At 67.3% G+C, this 17,427-nt stretch carries 16 protein-coding genes; 6 read left to right on the top strand and 10 right to left on the bottom strand.

Features of this window, described 5'->3' with window-relative positions:
• Window positions 1-27: 27 nt before the first annotated feature.
• Genes V2L32_RS09105 through V2L32_RS09095 form a run of 3 tightly spaced genes read right to left on the bottom strand, consistent with a single transcriptional unit; the run spans window position 28 to window position 3,424 of the window.
• A complete protein-coding gene (locus tag V2L32_RS09105) occupies window positions 28-501 on the bottom strand; it encodes an endonuclease/exonuclease/phosphatase family protein (RefSeq protein ID WP_331236178.1) in 474 nt (157 codons plus the stop codon).
• Between the two features lie 45 nt (window positions 502-546).
• The gene (locus V2L32_RS09100) at window positions 547-825 is read right to left on the bottom strand and encodes an exonuclease/endonuclease/phosphatase family protein (RefSeq protein WP_331236177.1); all 279 of its coding nucleotides are present in this window, start codon (window positions 823-825) and stop codon (window positions 547-549) included.
• A 43-nt stretch (window positions 826-868) separates the two neighbouring features.
• Window positions 869-3,424 carry a DNA topoisomerase I gene (locus tag V2L32_RS09095; RefSeq protein WP_331236176.1) on the bottom strand — a complete coding sequence of 852 codons (2,556 nt, stop codon included), beginning with the start codon at window positions 3,422-3,424 and terminating at the stop codon, window positions 869-871.
• Between the two features lie 219 nt (window positions 3,425-3,643).
• Between V2L32_RS09095 and V2L32_RS09090 the strand changes: the two genes are divergently transcribed.
• Window positions 3,644-3,835 carry a hypothetical protein gene (locus tag V2L32_RS09090; protein ID WP_331236175.1) on the top strand — a complete coding sequence of 64 codons (192 nt, stop codon included), beginning with the start codon at window positions 3,644-3,646 and terminating at the stop codon, window positions 3,833-3,835.
• 16 nt (window positions 3,836-3,851) lie between these two features.
• Here the strand turns inward: V2L32_RS09090 and V2L32_RS09085 are convergent, their stop codons facing one another.
• Complete coding sequence (locus V2L32_RS09085) at window positions 3,852-4,097, bottom strand: amphi-Trp domain-containing protein (protein ID WP_331236174.1); 246 nt, start codon at window positions 4,095-4,097, stop codon at window positions 3,852-3,854.
• 102 nt (window positions 4,098-4,199) lie between these two features.
• Here V2L32_RS09085 and V2L32_RS09080 point away from each other — a divergent pair, with 102 nt between their 5' ends.
• Entirely contained in the window at window positions 4,200-4,469 is a 270-nt protein-coding gene (locus tag V2L32_RS09080; protein ID WP_331236173.1) for a GrpB family protein, read from the top strand.
• Between the two features lie 377 nt (window positions 4,470-4,846).
• Here the strand turns inward: V2L32_RS09080 and gatB are convergent, their stop codons facing one another.
• Window positions 4,847-6,331, bottom strand: a complete 1,485-nt coding sequence (gatB, locus tag V2L32_RS09075; protein ID WP_331236172.1) for an Asp-tRNA(Asn)/Glu-tRNA(Gln) amidotransferase subunit GatB — start codon at window positions 6,329-6,331, stop codon at window positions 4,847-4,849.
• A 164-nt stretch (window positions 6,332-6,495) separates the two neighbouring features.
• Between gatB and V2L32_RS09070 the strand changes: the two genes are divergently transcribed.
• Complete coding sequence (locus tag V2L32_RS09070) at window positions 6,496-7,212, top strand: helix-turn-helix domain-containing protein (RefSeq protein WP_331236171.1); 717 nt, start codon at window positions 6,496-6,498, stop codon at window positions 7,210-7,212.
• A 60-nt stretch (window positions 7,213-7,272) separates the two neighbouring features.
• Here V2L32_RS09070 and V2L32_RS09065 read toward each other — a convergent pair whose 3' ends face one another.
• The 5 genes from V2L32_RS09065 to V2L32_RS09045 all read right to left on the bottom strand — a co-directional run bounded on the left by V2L32_RS09065 (window position 7,273) and on the right by V2L32_RS09045 (window position 12,241).
• A complete protein-coding gene (locus V2L32_RS09065; RefSeq protein ID WP_331236170.1) occupies window positions 7,273-8,004 on the bottom strand; it encodes an ABC transporter ATP-binding protein in 732 nt (243 codons plus the stop codon).
• Window positions 8,001-8,774, bottom strand: a complete 774-nt coding sequence (locus V2L32_RS09060; RefSeq protein ID WP_331236169.1) for an ABC transporter ATP-binding protein — start codon at window positions 8,772-8,774, stop codon at window positions 8,001-8,003. The genes V2L32_RS09065 and V2L32_RS09060 overlap by 4 nt, the downstream gene beginning before the upstream one ends.
• Window positions 8,775-9,914 carry a branched-chain amino acid ABC transporter permease gene (locus tag V2L32_RS09055; RefSeq protein ID WP_331236168.1) on the bottom strand — a complete coding sequence of 380 codons (1,140 nt, stop codon included), beginning with the start codon at window positions 9,912-9,914 and terminating at the stop codon, window positions 8,775-8,777.
• Complete coding sequence (locus V2L32_RS09050; RefSeq protein ID WP_331236167.1) at window positions 9,911-10,849, bottom strand: branched-chain amino acid ABC transporter permease; 939 nt, start codon at window positions 10,847-10,849, stop codon at window positions 9,911-9,913. Before V2L32_RS09050 ends, V2L32_RS09055 begins: the two co-directional genes overlap by 4 nt.
• A 69-nt stretch (window positions 10,850-10,918) precedes the next feature.
• Window positions 10,919-12,241 (bottom strand): ABC transporter substrate-binding protein, encoded by a 1,323-nt coding sequence (locus V2L32_RS09045; protein WP_331236166.1) that lies wholly within the window; start codon window positions 12,239-12,241, stop codon window positions 10,919-10,921.
• A 191-nt stretch (window positions 12,242-12,432) separates the two neighbouring features.
• Between V2L32_RS09045 and V2L32_RS09040 the strand changes: the two genes are divergently transcribed.
• The 3 genes from V2L32_RS09040 to V2L32_RS09030 are packed head-to-tail and all read left to right on the top strand — an operon-like array spanning window position 12,433 to window position 17,119.
• Window positions 12,433-12,705, top strand: a complete 273-nt coding sequence (locus tag V2L32_RS09040) for a DUF7518 family protein (RefSeq protein WP_331236165.1) — start codon at window positions 12,433-12,435, stop codon at window positions 12,703-12,705.
• 21 nt (window positions 12,706-12,726) lie between these two features.
• Window positions 12,727-16,299, top strand: coding sequence for a chromosome segregation protein SMC (gene smc, locus V2L32_RS09035; protein WP_331236164.1), 3,573 nt, complete (start codon window positions 12,727-12,729; stop codon window positions 16,297-16,299).
• Window positions 16,292-17,119: a segregation/condensation protein A gene (locus V2L32_RS09030; RefSeq protein ID WP_331236163.1), complete on the top strand. Its 828-nt coding sequence runs from the start codon at window positions 16,292-16,294 to the stop codon at window positions 17,117-17,119. Before smc ends, V2L32_RS09030 begins: the two co-directional genes overlap by 8 nt.
• Window positions 17,120-17,427: the final 308 nt, after the last annotated feature.

Below are 17,427 nucleotides of genomic sequence, written 5' to 3'. Positions count from 1 at the left end.
GTAAAACCCTTCTGATGGTGTCTGTCGTCACTCCTCGACAGACAGCTCGGCCAGCACCGGCAGGTGATCCGAGGGGTAGCCCTCGTCGCGCCGATCCGCACAGACGCCGTGCTGGCCGACCGGGAGCGCTCCGCTCGCGAACACGTGGTCGATCTTCCACTCCGGGACCCGTTCCTCGAAGGTCGTCACGGTCGTCGTCGGGCCGTGGTGGCCCGTCTCGGAGGCGTACCGCGCGTCGAACAGTTCGACCGGGGCGTCCGGGTCCGTCAGGATCGCGTACGGCTCGTCCCGTTCCGTACAGTTGAGGTCACCGACGAGGATCGTCGGGCGCCCCGAGGCGATATCGGGGAGCCGAGCCGAGATCAGCCGGGCGCTCTCGCGTTTCGCGCGCTCGCCCTCGTGATCGAAGTGGACGTTACAGAACGCGAGCGGCGATCCGGTCCGTCGGTCCCGGACGTGCGCCCAGGTCAGGATCCGGGGGAGCTTCGCGTCCCAGCCCACGCTTCCCGCCTCGCCCGACTCCGAGAGCCAGATCGTCCCGGTCTCCTACACCGAGAAGCGCGAGCGACGGACCCCGACCGGGCAGTGTTCGCCCTCGCCGCTCGAGAGCCGACCGCGGCCGATCCAGGCGAACTCCAGGAGCCGTCCCCGGAGGGACTCGAACTGGTGGGTGAGCGGCTCCTGCAGCCCGACGAGGTCGGGCGCGTGGAACCGGATCGTTCGCGCGACCCGTTCTCTCCGGTTCGTCCAGGCGTGCTCGCCGTCCACGGCGGTGTCGTACCTGACGTTGTACGTCAGGGCGCGGAACGTCTGGGGACCGCTCATGCGGACCCGTCACCACCGGAGGACGAAATCATCCTCCTCCGACCTACCCCGCCTCTGTCTGCCACTTTCGTACCCTGTCCTCGCTCACACCGTCGACCGCCCCGGCGACCGTCTCCGCCTCGGCCCCCGTCAAATCGCTCACGCTCTCGATGCCCGCGTCGGCGAGCTTCTCGGCGGTCTTCGCGCCGAGACCCGACAGCGACTCCAGGTCGTCGTCGCCGGCCTGGTTCGCCTGATACTCGATGAAGTTGCAGATCGGACAGCCGAGCTCCCACGGCTCGTCGCCGTTGTGGACGACGAGTTCGGGCAGGTCGTGCTCGGCACACCGCTCGTCGGTCACCTCGATCTCGCCCCGGCGAGGCAACGGAAGCGAGTAGTCGCAGTCGGGGTAGCGGGTACAGCCGACGAGCCGCGACCCGCTCCTGAGCTGTTTGATGGCGAGTTCGCCCCCCTCCGCTTCGACGGCGTCGCCGTCTTCGCCTTGCGGCGTCTCCGACGCCGTGTCCTCTCCGCACTCCGGACACGCCCCGATCACCTCGTCCTCGGCCTCGTCGGCCTCGTCGGCCTTGCACTGCGGACAGCCGTGGACGAACGTGCTCCGCCCGGCGAGGATCTTCACCTCGCGCAGCCCGTGCTCCGAACAGCGCTCCTCGCGGATCAACGGCTTGCCCTGGTTCGGGAGCGGCAGCGTGTACTCGCAGTTGGGGTAGCCGTCACAGCCGACGAAGTACGACCCCCGTCGGCTGCGCCGCACGAGCAGGTCGTCGCCGCAGTCCGGACACGGCCCCAGCGTCTTATCCGCCTTGAGCGACTTCTGGAGGTGTTCGCCGATCTCATCGCGCGAGCGTTCGAGGTCCGAGAACACCGCTTCGAGCATCTCCCGTGACTCGTCGGCCACCTCGTCGAGGCTCTTCTCGCCGCTCGCGATGGCCGCCATGTCCGACTCCAACTGGGAGGTCATCGTCTCGCTCACGACGCGATCGGCGTACTCCTCGGCCGCCTCCACGACCGCCGTCGCGAGCCGCGTCGGCCGCGGCGGGTCGTCCTCAACGTAACCCCGGTCGTAGAGCTTCTCGATGATGTTGTGTCTGGTCGCCTTCGTCCCGAGCCCCAGCGACTCCATCGTCTCGATCAGTCGCGACTGGCCGTACCTGCGGGGGGGCTGGGTCTCCTTCTCCTCCGAACGGGTCTCGACGACCGAGAGGGACTCGCCCTCCTCGACGGCTGGAACGTAGTTCTCCGAGGTGTTGTGGTACGGGTAGACCGCGTGGTAGCCCGGCTCCACGAGCCGTTTCCCGTTGGCCTTGAGCGTGAGCCGTTCGCCCAGATCCGACTCCGCGTCGATCCCCGCGACGACCTTGAGGTGCGCCCACTCCGCCGGCTCCGCGACGGTCGCGAAGAATCGGCGCACGACGAGTTCGTAGAGCTTCCACTCCCGGTCCGAGAGCGCCGATCTGGAGGGCAGCTCCTCGGTCGGGTGGATCGGGGGGTGGTCGGTCGTCTCCTCGTCGCCCCGGGTCGGCGTCAGCTCCCCCGCCTCGAGCAGCGAGTCGGCGTCCTCGCCGAACGTGCGGTGGCCGGAGAACGCCGAGAGGAGTTCCTCGGGGTCGAGGTCGTCGGGATAGACGGTGTTGTCCGTCCGAGGATAGGTGATGTAGCCCGCGGTGTAGAGGTCCTCCGCGATGCTCATCGCCCGTCCGGCCGAGAAGCCGAGCGAACTCGCCGCGCGGATGAACTGCGTCGTGTTGAACGGAGCCGGTGGCTCGTCGGTCCGTCGCCGACGGTTCACCGAGTCGACGGTGACCGATGCCGAGCGCGAGAGAACCTCGTAGACCGCATCGGCGCACTCGTCGTCCCAGAGCCGTTCGGCCTCGTTGCCCTCCTCGTTCCGGTAGAAGTACTGCGCCTCGAACGCCTCCTCGTCTTTCTGCAGGTCGGCGTAGAGCTCCCAGTACGTCTCGGGATCGAACGCCTCGATCTCGCGCTCGCGGTCGACGATCAGTTTCAGTGTGGGGGACTGGACCCTCCCGACGGAGATGAAGTCGTCGCCGAGCTGTCGGGCGGAAAGGGAAAGAAAGCGCGTGAGCGCCGCGCCCCAGACGAGGTCGATGATCTGACGTGCTTCGCCCGCCGCCGCGAGGTCGAAGTCGATCTCGTCCGGCTCCGAGAAGGCGCGTTTCACCTCGTTCTCGGTGATCGAGGAGAAGCGAACCCGGTCGACCTCCGCTTCGCCGTTCACCTCGCGAACGATCTCGTATGCCTCCTTCCCGATCAGCTCTCCCTCGCGGTCGTAGTCGGTCGCGATCGTGACGCGATCGGCCTGCCGGGCGTGGAGACGGACCGCACGGACGATCTCCTCTCTCGTCGGCACCTTCTCGACGCCGGCGTCGATCAGTTCGACGGGTTCGACGTCGCGCCAGTCGTTGTACTCCGGCGGGAAGTCGACGGAGACGACGTGGCCCGAGAGCCCGATACACCGCGTGCCGCCCCAGCGGTAGACGTTCACGCCGCCCTCGCGATCGGCCTCGGCGGTCTCCCCGCTCAGGATCTCCGCGATCCGTCTCGCGGCGTTGTCCTTCTCGGTGATGATCAGCTCCACCGGCACACCCCCAGCGACTCCACGGACATTGCTGGGCGGGCGTAGGCCGACCGCTCGCGTAAGCCTTTCGTCGGGTGGGCTCCCCCCGTCGATCGACCGACTACGAGAGGGGCCGACCCTGGCGAAGACTGGCCGACGTCCACATCATGGCAGACGTTCGATTTTTTCATCCGGTAGTGAAAATCTATATGACACTGGAGCGTGTAGTTCGAGGTAGAGATGTCGACAGTACTAGCGGGGAGCGAGACCGGTTCGGTCGAGGCGCTCGAACGGCGCGTCGAACGACTCGAACGCCGGCTCGAATCGGCGAGCAGGGGGGAGTCGCGGTGTGCACACTGCGAGGAAGGGGTCGTCGAGGTCGTCGACGACCTCATCCGGTGTGACGGCTGTGGCTACCGCTGTTACCTCTGAGAACCGACGCGCCTGCCTACTCGTCCTCGGTTTCCCATCCCAGCGTGACCGTCACGGACTGTTCATCCCCGCCGAGCATCGGCGAGCGCTCGTCGGTCTCGATCGCGTAAGTGACCGCCGACGGCGGTGAGAGCCGCACCGTCTTGTTCCCGACCGCGACGTCGGCGTCGCCCTGGCCACGGAGCTCGCGGGCGAGCTCCTGGAGCAGGTCGGCCGCCTCGTCGCGCGAGACCTCCATCGATTCGGCAGTGCTTTCTGCCATGGGCGGAGATCGGAGCGGGGCCGGGTATAGATGCCACCGGACACTGCCGGGTCGACACTCTGGGCCGGTGGAGTGATACGGACGTGGTCGCTCCGTCAAACGATGGTCGATCCCCACGACGACTCGATTGTACTCATCTCCTCCCGATACGACCGATGGCGGGAGGCCTACGCCCGCGAGCGCGACCGACTCAGAATCGTCTTCGAGGAGCGCGGGACGTCGGGCGGTCTCGACCGGATCGAACACGTCGGCTCGACCGCAGTCCCCGACCCTCCGGCGAGGAACATCGTGGATCTCGACGTCGTCGTCTCCGACGACGCGGTGCGAGCGGTCTCGCGGGCGATCGAAGCCGACCTCGGCGGTACCGGGTAGAGAACACGGAGGGCTGGCACCCGGTGTTTCGGCGCGAGAACGGCCAGCGGTTCAACGACCACGTCTTCGCCCACTCGGGTCCGGGGTGGAGAGTGAGTGTCGCGACGCGAGAGGTCCTCAACAACCGCCGGGCCTGCGCTCCGAGTATACGGAACTCAAGCGCGGCCTCGCGGCTGAGCACGACGACCTGGAATCGTACTCCGTGGGAAAGATCGCCTTCGTGAGGGAGGTGCTCTCGATCGCACGGAAGGACGACGGTATCGAACTCGACTTCGCGGTCCTGGAGTTGTAGACGATAAATAGCCGTTTCGGAGCCTCGGCGTCACTTTCGAGCGGACCGTACGTCCTCGCCAGTTCGGACTCGAAGGAGTGAGGGCTTACCCCTCCAGCTCCGTTCGCAGCAGTCCGTTTACCGTACCGGGATCCGCGCTCCCGCCCGTCTTCGCCATCACCTGGCCGACGAGGAAGTTGATCGCACCGTCCTCGCCGGCGTGGTAGTCCTCGACCGCCTCGGGATTCTCCTCGATCGCCTCCGTGACCGCGCTCTGTACCTCGTCCTCGTCGCTCCGGCCGAGATCCTCGCGCTCGACGATCGCATCGGGATCGTCGCCCGCGTCGAGCATCCCCCTGAGGACTACCTCTCGAGCGTTCTTCGCGGTGATCGCTCCCGTCGATACCAGTTCGACCAGCCGCCGGATCTCCTCGAGTCTGTGGGAAACGTCGGTGATCTCTCGGTCCCGGTAGTGGAGTTCCCCGAGCAGCGTGTCGGCGACCCAGGTCGCCGCGAGGTCGGGGTCGAACTCGCGCGCGAGCGACTCGTAGAAGTCCGCGACCTGCTTCGTCGAGGTGAGCTTCGAGGCCTCCTCTCTCCCCAGCCCGTACTCCTCGCGGAAGCGCTCGCGCCTCGCGTCCGGGAGTTCCGGGATCTCGATGTGCTCTTTCCAGTCGGCGACCCTGAGAACGGGGAGGTCGGCCTCCTCGAAGTAGCGGTAGTCCTTCTCCTCTTCCTTCGAGCGCATCGAGACGGTGATCCCCCGCGACTCGTCCCAGTGACGGGTCTCCTGTTCGATCGCTCGTCCGCGCTGGATCGCGTTGCGCTGGCGGGTCACCTCGTAGGCGAGTGCCTTCTCCGCTCCCTTGTGACTCGAGATGTTCTTCACCTCCGTGCGGTTGGCCGCCGCAAGCGCGCTCTCGCCGATCGAGCCGTCCGCAGCGACCTCGCTCTCGGGGATCATCGAGATGTTCGCGTCGATCCGGAGCGAGCCGTCGCGCGTGCTGTCGAAGATCCCGAGGTACTCGATGACCTCCTCCAGTTTCGCGAGAAAACCCCTGACCTCCGTCGGCGAGCGGAAGTCGGGCTCGGTGACGATCTCCATGAGCGGGATCCCGGCCCGGTTGTAGTTCACGAGCGTGTAGTCGGCGGTGGCGATAGAGCCGCCCTCGTGCTGGAGGCTTCCGGGATCCTCCTCCAGGTGCGCGCGGGTGATCCCGATCTCGCGACGCTCGCCCTCGACGCTGATCTCGACCGAGCCGCCCCGACAGATCGGCTCGTCGTACTGGGTGATCTGGAAGTTCTTCGGCAGGTCGGGGTAGTAGTAGTTCTTCCGGTGAAAACGCGTCTCCTCGGGGATCTCGGAGCCGAGGGCCTTCCCGAGTTTCACCGCCGCCTCGACGGCCCCCTCGTTCAGCACCGGTAGGGCCCCGGGGAGCCCGAGGCAGACGGGACAGACCCGCGTGTTCGGCTCCTCCCCACCGGCAGTCGAACAGCCACAGAAGATCTTCGTCTCGGTCTCCAGCTGGACGTGGACTTCCAGCCCGATGACGACGGCGAGTTCCCGGCTCTCGGTGGCCTGTGCGGTCATCGTCCGGGCTTTGCTGCCCTTCGAGGTAAGGCTGACGGGATCCGGTCGGTTCGGCCGGGACCGCCATCGCATCCGGCCGGACGAACGACGCCGACCTGGTGTGGAACGCGGCGTCGAACGTTGATGATAAATGTTAACTCAGGCGCACCCGGAGGGGGTAGTCGATGATCGACCTCGACATCGATATGCGGCAGTACGACTGTCCGTTCATCGACACGACCGACGACGTCGACATCGCCTTCTCGGCCGTCCAGTGGCAGCTCGACACCGACGCCGAGGAGCTGGAGACGCGACTGATCGCGAAGGCGGGGTCGACGGGCGCGCTCGAAACCGGCCTCCGCCGGCTCCGCGAGCACCGGAACATGAACGACTGTTACGTGCTCTCGAAACGGGACGGCGTGGCACAGATCGGGACGGTGATCGAACAGACGAACGCGATGCACGCGATCCAGCGCAACGGCGGCTACATCACCGGTCCGTTCCACATCGAGGACGGCCGCGAGCACTGGCACGTCGGCTTCGACGACGACGAGGCCGAGGCGGAGACGCTCTCCGAGCTCGAACGCCACAACGAGTTCGACGTCGAGAACCGCGACCGGTTCGGCGCGACGACGCTGTTCGACCTCCTCGAGAACTCCGACAGCGCGCTCCGGCTGCTCGACGGCTGTCGGTCGCTCACCGAGACCGAGCGCGAGACGTTCGAGGTCGCCTCGCGCTTCGGCTACTACGAGACGCCGCGGGGGGCGACGCTCGCCGACCTCGCCGACCACTTCGAGATATCGAAGACCGCCGTCTCGATGACGCTCAGACGCGGCGAGCGCAAGATCCTCGGCGCGGCGATGACGGCGCTCGAGGACCTCGACGGCGACGACGGCCCCTGATCGGGTCCGATCGGTTCCGTCCGTCGTCGGCGAGGATATGTCGGACAGCAGGCGACCGAACTAGACCCCGCCGCCCTGCATCAGCGTCTGGATCTCCGGGTCGCGCGCGAGCACCGCGGGGTCGCCGCTGTCGACGATCTCGCCGCGTTCGATCACGTACATCCGGTCGACGATCTCGGGGACGTGACTCGCGTTCGACTCGGCGATCAGCACCGAGATGTCCCGGCCGATGATCTCGCGGATGTAGCGTTTGAGGTTCTCGACGACGACCGGCGCGAGCCCCTCGAGGGGCTCGTCGAGGATGAGGAGATCGGGATTGAGCGCGAGCGCACGGCCGATCGCGGTCATCTTCCCCTGTCCTCCCGAGAGGTTCTGCACCTCCGCGTCCCGGCGCTCTCGCAGCTCCTCGAACAGCGAGAAGACGTCCTCGACGACCCCGTCCTCGTCCTCGATTCCGCGGGCGTCGCCCGAGGTCCAGATCGGGAGTCGGAAGTTCTCCTCGACGGTCATTCCCGTGAAGAGGTCGCGGTTCTCCGGCTGGTAGCCGATGCCGCGGCGGGGGATGAGCTCTGGCCGGAGGTCGGTCAGCTCCTCGCCCTTGAACCGGATCGACCCGCTCGCGATCGGGGTCAGCCCCATGATCGCGCGGAACGTCGAGGACTTGCCGGCGCCGTTGCGCCCGACGAGCGCGACCGCCTCGCCCTCGCCGACGTCAAGGTCAATCCCGTGGGTCACCTCGAACCCCTCGACCGTCGCCGAGAGGTCGGAGACCGACAGTAAGGGATCGCTCACTCCTCGACCCCCAGGAGCACCCGGCGGAGCTCCGTGTCGGTCTCGAGCAGGTCGGGACTCCCCTCGCGGAAGACGCTCCCCTGGTGGAGTACCACGAGCCGGTCGGCGTACGCCCGCACGAGGTCCATGTCGTGTTCGATCGTCACGGTCGTGACGCCCTCCTCCTCGCTCGCTTCGACGATCGTCTCGATGACGTACTCCTTCTCGCGGGTGGCGACCCCCGAGGTCGGCTCGTCGAGCAGCAGGTACGTCGGATCGAGCGCGAACGACATCGCCACGTCGAGGAGTTTCCGGTCGCCGTGGGGCAGCGTCTCGGCGACCTCGTCGGCGATCTCCTCCAGACGGAACCGCGCGAGGAGGTCGGAAACCGCCGACTCGACCGCCTCGTGGGAGTCGTCCCGACTCTGCATGCTCAGCGTCTTCCCCTCGCGCGTGAGCACGGCGACGCGGACGTTCTCCCGCACCGTCATCTCCTCGAAGACGTGGACGATCTGGAAGCTCCGCACGAGCCCCGCCTTCACCCGTTCCTCGGGCGCCATCTCCGTGATGTCGCGTTCCTCGCTCCCGTTCTCGCCCGGTTCGTGGATCACGACCGATCCGCGGTCGGGATCGAGAAGCCCCGTGAGGAGGTTCACGAGCGTCGTCTTCCCGGCCCCGTTCGGGCCGACGATGAACACCATCTCGCCCTCGGTCTCGCCGAAGGCCAGCGAGACGTCGTCGGTCGCGCGCAGTTCCCCGAACTCCTTGCGTAGGTTGCGTGCTTCGAGCATCTATTTCACCCCGAATACGACGATCCGAACCGTCGAGACCGCGCGGCCCGCCCCATCCCTGATCGACTCCGCGACCGACCCGGCGTCCTCCCGCAACAGCCCCGGCTCGCGGCGTCTACGCGCGAGCCCGTCGCCGATCTCCGGCAACGAGCCGAGCACCCCCTTCGGCAGGAGAAAGACGACGACGAGCAGGACGATCCCGGTCAGCGCGTGGTAGTACTCGACGTAAAAGCGCGCCAACCGGAGCAGGTAGATGAGGACCACCCCGCCCACGACGGGCCCAACGAGCGTCCCGACGCCGCCGAGGATCGCCATGAAGAGGATCTCGCCGGAGACGAAGACGAAGAGGACGGGCTCCGGGCGGACGTGGAGCTGGAGCAGCGCGAACAGCCCGCCGGCGACGCCGCCGTAGAGCCCGGAGATGGTGAACGCGATCCAGACGTAGCGCTCGACGGGGATGCCGATGAACCGTGCCCGGGTCCGGTCCTGGCCGATGGCGTCGAGCGCACGGCCGAACGGCGAGTTGACGATCTTCCACATCGCGAACAGCATCACGAGCAGGAACGCGACGGTGACGTAGTAGAGGATCACGCTGTAGGCGCCGGGCGAGAGTTCGAGCCCGAGCAGCAGGGGCCGTGTGCCCTCCGGCCTGACCGCGAGGCCGTCGTTGAAGTTGAAGTACCGGCTCTGGAGGACGAACGCGAACAGCACCTGGTTGAACGCGAGCGTCAGCAGCGCGAAGTAGATGTCGAGGTAGCCGGCGACGAGGTAGCCGACGACGAGCGCGACGACGGTCGCGACGAGCACGCCCCCGACGAGCAACACCAGCCCGCTCGAGACGGCGTAGTGGTGGGCGAGCACCGCGGCGCCGTACGCGCCGGCGCCGAAGAACGCCGCGTGACCGAACGAGACGAGTTCGGTGTGACGCAACAGCAGGTTCAGTCCGACCGCGGCGAGGCCGAAGAGGATCCCCTGATGGATGATCGAGAACGACAGCGGCGTCACCCGGGTGATGTCCGGGACGGCCAACAGGAGAACGAGGCCGACGAGGCCGAGCGCCGCCTGCCTCCTGGTGAGTTCGAGCCCCTCGATCGGCCTGACGTACGTCTCGCCGTCGCGGTCGACGGTGAACCGGCTCATTCGATCTCACCCCAGGTACCGTAGAGCCCCTCGGGTTTGGCGAGGAGGATGATCGCCATCAGCAGGAACGGCGCGGCGAGCTCGAGCTGTGGCAGCCCGAAGACGCCGACGGTCCACCGGCTGATGACGCCGACGAGCAGCGCGCCGACGAGCGCGCCCTTCAGGCTCCCCAGACCGCCGATGACGATCACGACGAACGAGAGCACCAGCGGGTCGAGGCCCATCTCGAGGAAGGCGTCGCTCGGGCCGATGCTGACCATCGCGCCGCCGAAGCCGGCGAAAAAGGCGCCCATCGCGAAGACGAGCGTGAACGTCCGGTCGGTGCTGACGCCGATCGCCGTCGCCATCTCGCGGTTGATCGCCGTTGCCCGGACGATCCGGCCCGTCTTCGTCCGGTCGAAGAACCAGACGAGCCAGGCGAACACCGCGATCCCCACGAGGATGACGATCACGTTGTACGAGGGATAGGAGAAGCCGAGGACCTCGGTCGTCGGGATCCGGTTGAGCCCGCTGTACGTGCCCGTACTGACCGGCGAGGTGCCCCAGCCGAACTTCATCACGTCGATGAGAATCAGCAACAGCGCGTAGGTCAGCAACAGCTGGTAGACCTCCTCGCGTTCGTAGATCGGCCTGACGAACGTCGCCTCGAGCGCCGCGCCGACCGGGAGGAGGACGGCGGCGGCCGCGAGCGCGCCCGCGAGCACGACGACCCCGAAGATCACCGCCGTCACCGTGTCCGTCGGCGCGGCGATCAGGCCGGCGAGGAAGCCGACGACGCTGAAGACGAGGAACGCCCCCAGCGCGTAGAGCTCGCCGTGTGCGAGGTTGAGGATCCCGAGCACGCCGAAGATGATCGTCAGCCCCGAGGCGATCATGAACAGGACGAACCCGTAGTAGATCCCGTTGAGCGTGTGGACGACGACCGACTCGACCACGTCAGATCGCTCCCGGACGGAGGGGTCGGTCGCCGCCGCGGTGGTCTCCGGTCATGGTCTCGGGCAGATTCACCAGCCCTCGATCCAGTCGCGGGAGGTCGTTCCCGGCGGCGGCGAGACCTCCTCCGGCGCGTAGACGTTGACGTCCTCTAGGACCGCCGCGTCGAGCTCGTCCGACCAGGCGAGTTCGCCGAAGTGGGCGTTCGAGTAGCCCTGGTGGTCGGTCGCCATCGTGTGGTAGCCGGCGGGGGTGAAAAACCCGTGTTCCTCAAGCATCGCCGCGAGTTCGTCCTGCTCTGGCCAGCGACCGAGGATCCTGACGGCCTTGTCCGCGGCCGTCGCCCACGCGGTCACCGCGCCGTAGCCGCTCATGAAGTGGGCGGTCGGGATCACGTCGTACTCCTCGCGCACCTCGTCGAAGAGGTCGGCGGCTGGCGTCCACTGGTCGGTGGCCGGCTGGTCCCAGTAGAAGTTCCGCGAGCCGCCGTGAATCGGCCCCTCGAGGTCGCCCTCCTCGTAGTCGTTCGCCGAGCCGTAGAGCACCGGCCCGACGACGAGTTCGGTGTTCTCGAGCATGTCGCTCGCCTGTGCCTGCTGGAGCAACAGCGTCGCGTCGCCGCCCCAGCAGCTGGTGAAGACGACGTCGGGCTCCTCGCTGTTGACGTTGGTGACGTGGGTGGACATGTCGTCGGCGCCGAGGTCGGGGAAGCCACTGTAGACCTCCTCGGCGTCGGCGAGCTGTTGGATGCCGAGGCTGAAGATCTCCATCTCGTCCTGACCGAAGGCGTAGTTCGGGTTGATCCCCGCGTAGGTGTCGATCTCGTCGGCACCGAGGATCTCGACGGCCTCGACCGCCGCCGCGAGCGCCTCCATCACGTCGTGGTTCTGGAACCGGAACGAGTAGGTCGTGTCCGGGAAGTCCTCCTCGTAGAGCGTCGTCACCGTCCCGTCGGTCGCGACGTTGATCACGCCCCGATCGTCGATCTCGGGTACCATCGCCTCGTGACCGCCGCTCGAGATCGGCCCGAACGTGACGTCCTTGCCCTCGTCGACGAACTGCTGGTAGTTCTCCAAGTGCTCGTCGCCCTCCTCGACGACGTCGAGTTCGATCTCGCGACCGGCGACGCCGCCGTTGTCGTTGATGCGTCCGACGGCGGTCTCCGCGCCGTACTCGGCCTGCACGCCGAGGACCGCCGGCGCGCCCTCGCGGAACGTCTGGAGGCCCGCCTCGATCGGCTCGTCCGGGACGTCGCCCTCCTCTGCGTCCCCGACGTCGTCGTCGCCGCCGAGGAGTTCGGCACAGCCCGCGAGCGCAAGCGCCAGCGCCGAGCCGCCGAACACCCGCAGCGCGTCGCGTCGGTTCAGCCCGTCCGGGCTCGATCCCCCCGTCATCTCCGGTCTCCTGCGGTCGATCTATCTGTCACGGGTAGAGGGTAGACAGCGGTTCACCAAGAAAGCGGGCGTGAACATGTTAACACCGTTCCGGATCCGGGCCGACCGGGACGCCCGCCGGACCTGTTCGTGACACTTCATGTACCGGTGTCTGACACAGGTTTATACGCGTGGAACGACCGTTGGGAGGTATGGCGAAGAACCGAGTCGAGGACCTCGAATCGCGCGTCTCCGCGCTCGAGGCGACGATTCGCGGCCTCACCGAGGAGCTCGTCGAGGCGAACGAACGTATCAGAGTGCTCGAGTCACACGTCGACGTGGCCGGCGCCGAGAAACGCCGGGCGGCCGAGCGACGGGCGGCGAGACGCTCGGCGGAAGTCGACGGCGCTAAGGCCGACGGGCGAGAGGCAGAAGACGACGAGAGCGCGGAGAGCGCACCGAGCGACGATATCATCGTCGCGTAGGCGCGCACCGAGAGGCCACCGATGCACATCAAAGAGATCGTCCTCGACGACTTCAAGAGCTTCGGACGACGCACCCGAATCCCTTTCTACGAGGATTTCACGACGGTCAGCGGGCCGAACGGCTCCGGGAAGTCGAACATCATCGACGCGGTGCTGTTCGCGCTCGGGCTCACCCGGACCCGTGGGATCCGCGCGGAGAAGCTCACCGACCTGATCTACAACCCCGGCCACGCCGACGGCGAGGCCGAGGCCGGCGCCCGCGAGGCGATCGTCGAGGTCGCCCTCGACAACACGGACGGAACACTCGCGAGAGAGCAGGTCGTCTCGGCCGCCGGCACGGAGAAGATCGGCGACGTCTCGGAGATCCGCATCAGGCGCCGTGTGAAGGAGACCGAGGAGAACTACTACTCCTACTACTACCTGAACGACCGGTCGGTGAACCTCTCGAACATCCAGGACCTGCTGGCCCAGGCCGGCGTCACCCCGGAGGGGTACAACGTCGTGATGCAGGGCGACGTCACCGGCATCATCTCGATGACGCCGGGAGAGCGTCGGGAGATCATCGACGAGATCGCGGGCGTCGCGGAGTTCGACGCGAAGAAGGAGTCCGCCTTCGAGGAGCTCGACGTCGTCGCGGAACGCATCGACGAGGCCGACCTGCGGATCGAGGAGAAGACCGACCGGTTAGCGCAGCTCGAGGACGAGCGAGAGACCGCGCTCCGGTATCAGGGATTACGAGAGGAGAAGACCGAGTACGAGGGCTACCTGAAGGCCGCGGAGCTGGAGGAGAAACGCAGGGAGCTCGCGGAGACGGAGACCGAGATCAAGGAGCGAGAGGAACGCCTCGCGGAGCTCCGCCGCGAGTACGACCAGCGCCACGGTCGTGTGAAACGGCTCGAAGAGGACCTGGAGGACTTAAACGCCGAGATCGAGTCGAAGGGCGAGGACGAGCAGCTGCGGATCAAGCGCGAGATCGAGGAGGTGAAAGGCGAGATCGGCCGACTCGAGGACCGGATCGAGGGGGCCGAAGAGCGGATCACGGAGGCAGAACGCGAGCGTCGGGGAGCGTTCGTCGAGCTCGACCGGAAACAGGAGACGATCGAGGAGCTCGACGCCGAGATCAAGGAGACGAAACTGGAGAAGGTCTCTGCGGCGGGCGAGCGCCAGCAGCTCGTCGCCGATCGGGAGGAGGTCGACGCGGAGATCGACGCCGTCGACACCGAGTACGACGAGGTGAAAGCCGACCTCGCGGATCGGAAGGCCGCACTCGAGGGGGCGAAGGACGAGAAGAACGACCTCCAGCGCGAACAGGACCGCCTGCTGGACGAGGCGCGCAGGCGATCGAACGCGGTGACCGAGACCGAACGCGAGATCGAGGAGTTAGCGGAGGAGCTTCCCGAGATCGACGCCCGGATCTCCGACGTCGAGGACGAACGGGAGCGGGCGGCGGAGAACGTAGAGGGGATCGAGGGGGTCGTCGAGGACCTGAAGGCCGAACGCCGGGAGAGACAGTCCGAACTCGACGAGCTCGACGACGAGCTCCAGGGCAAGCAGGCGGAGTACGCCGAGCTGGAGGCGAGCGCGGGCGAGAGCGGCGACAGCTCGTTCGGACGGGCGGTGACGACGATCGGGAACAGCGGGATCGAGGGCGTCCACGGGCCGGTCGCCACGCTCGGGAGCGTCTCCAACGAGTACGCCACGGCGTGCGAGACCGCTGCCGGCGGACGGATGGCGAACGTCGTCGTCGACGACGACGGGGTCGGCCAGCGCTGTATCGAGCACCTGAAGGCGCGCAACGCGGGCCGAGCTACCTTCCTCCCGATCTCGAAGATGCAGTCGCGGTCGCTGCCCTCGCTGCCGAGCCACGACGGCGTGATCGACTTCGCGTTCGACCTCGTGGAGTTCGACTCCAGGTACAGGGAGGTGTTCTCGTACGTCCTGGGGAGCACACTCGTCGTCCGGGACATCGAGACCGCCCGCGACCTGATGGGCGAGTTCCGGATGGTGACGCTCTCGGGGGAGCTGATCGAACGCAGCGGCGCGATGACCGGCGGGAGCCGGTCGGGTTCCCGGTACTCCTTTTCCGCGTCGGGAGAGGGGAAGCTCGAGCGCGTCGCGAGCGAGATCGTCCGGCTACAGGAAGAGCGCGACTCGGTCCGAGAGGAGCTCCGCGCCGTCGAGGAGCGGCTCGACGCCGCCCGCGATCGGAAGTCGGACGCGACCGACCAGCTCAGGGAGATCGACCGCGAGGTCGAGAGCGCGGAGCGGGAGCGAGAGGAGATAGAAGCCCGGATCGAGCGGCTCGAAGCCGAACTCTCGGAGATGGCCGACGAGCGCGAGTCGGTCGACGATCGGATGGGCGAGCTCTCCGCGGAGATCGCCGAGGCCGACGAGCGGATCGCGGGGATCGAGGCCGAGATCGAGGAGCTAGAGGAGGAGCTCGCGGACTCCGCGATCCCGGAACTGACCGCGAGACGCGAGGAGATCCAGGGGGAGATCGACGATCTGAACGACCGGATCGCCGACCTCGACGGCCGGCTCAACGAGCTCGCCCTGGAGAAGGAGTACGCCGAGAACGCCATCACCGACCAGCGCGAGACGATCGAGGCGGCCGAGGAGGTCGCGGAGCGACAGCGCGAGCGTATCGAGGGGTTCGAGGCGGAGATCGAGGAGCGAGAGGAGGACCTAGAGGGGAAACGGGGGGCGATCGAAGAGCTCGAAGAGGAGCTGGTCGAGCTGAAGGAGGACCGCGAGGCGATGCGCGAGAGTCTCAAGACCGCGACCGAGAAGCGCGACGAGATCCGCGAGTCCGTCTCGTCGGTCGAGAGCGCGCTCGAGGGGCTCCGATCGTCCGCCGACCGACTCGACGGGGAGATCGAGGGGCTCGAGGCCGAGGTCGGGGAGTACGACCCCGAGGAGATCCCGAACCACGAGGCGGTCAGGGAGGAGATCACCCGACTCGAGGGCGAGATGGAGGCGCTGGAGCCGGTGAACATGCTCGCGATCGAGGAGTACGACCGCGTCGAGGACGATCTCGAGACTCTAGAGGAGCGCCGGGCGGTGCTCGAGGACGAACGCCGGGAGATCCGGGACCGGATCGACTCCTACGAGGCGCAGAAACGCGAGACGTTCATGAACGCCTACGAGGGGATCAACGAGGAGTTCGAGGACATCTTCGGGCGGCTCTCGGCGGGGACCGGGACGCTGCACTTAGAGGACGAGGAGGAGCCGTTCGAGGGCGGACTGACGATGCGTGCCCAGCCACACGACAAGCCGGTCCAACGCCTCGAGGCGATGTCCGGCGGGGAGAAGTCGCTCACCGCGCTGGCGTTCATCTTCGCCATTCAACGATACAACCCGGCGCCGTTCTACGCGCTCGACGAGGTCGACGCCTTCCTCGACGCGGCGAACGCCGAACGGGTCGGCGAGCTGGTCGACGAGCTCGCCGACACCGCACAGTTCGTCGTCGTCTCGCATCGCTCGGCGATGCTCGAGCGTTCGGAACGGGCGATCGGCGTGACGATGCAGGCCGAGAACGTGAGCGTCGTCACCGGGATCAGCCTCGGCGCGGAGACGGCGGTGGCCGATGACTGAGGCGATCACGCCCGGTGGCGGCCCCGAGGAGGAGGAGGTCGAACCGGTCGAGTTACTGGTACAGCTCGCGAAGGAGGGCGAGATCGAGCCCTGGGACATCGACATCGTGGAGGTGACCGACGCCTTCCTCGCGAAGCTCGATTCGGCGGATCTGCGGACCTCCGGTCGTGCGCTGTTCTACGCGAGCGTCCTCCTCCGGATGAAGAGCGACGAACTCGTGCTCGAAGACGAACCCGACGAGGAGGAGGCGTTCGTCGAAGAGGAGTGGCCGGCGATGGAGCCCGAGGGGCCGTTCGAGGACCCGATCGCGGGGCTCGAGCGGGAGATGGAGCGCCGGCTCGACCGGAAACACGCCCGGGGCTCGCCCCGGACGCTCGATCAGCTGGTCAGGGAGCTCCGGGACGCCGAGCGCGGCTCGTGGTGGAAGGAGTCCCGCGAGTACGACACCAGTGGCTCGCCGAAGGGCTTCCAGCGAGGCACCCAGACGCTCGACTACCACTCCGGCGACGACTTTCGGCTGGACGACGAACCCAGAGAGGAGGACGTGATCGGCACCGCCCACGGCGAGGAGATCGAGGAGGTGATAGCGGTGGTCGCGGAGCACCTCCACACGCAGTACGAGTCCGGTCGGCCGGAGGTGCTCTTCCGCGAGATCGACGGCGTCGGCCCCACCCGGGTCGAGTCCTTCCTCGCGGTGCTGTTTCTCGCCCACCGCGGCACGGTGCGCCTCGAACAGGACGACCTCTTCGGCGACCTCTGGGTACAGGAGGCGTCGGCGTTCGAGGAGGACGCCGAGTCGATCCCCGTACCCGGACCGTGACAGACACCACCACGACACTTATTAGCACAGAGTGCGTAGTTCTGGCCGCCATGACGCCGACGAAGATCCGAGAGCGCCTGACCGAGACCGACGGGCGGGTCGACCCGGAGGAGTACGTCTCGGCGCTCAGCTACGTCCGCGGGAAGTGAGCCGACGGGTTCACCGCCGCCGGCAGCGAACCGCTACCCGTCGATAGACCGTTCTCTCACGCCCGGCACCGATCCCTCCTCATACGGACTGCTGTGACTGTTTACCGGTGCGATCGCGGACCGATCGCGACCTCGCCGGAGACGAATTACAGCAGTCCG

This window comes from Halalkalicoccus sp. CGA53, assembly GCF_036429475.1.
Taxonomy (GTDB): Archaea; Halobacteriota; Halobacteria; order Halobacteriales; family Halalkalicoccaceae; genus Natronorarus; species Natronorarus salvus.
Note: the sequence above shows the minus strand (reverse complement) of the source record. Positions and strands in the feature narration are given on the sequence as shown.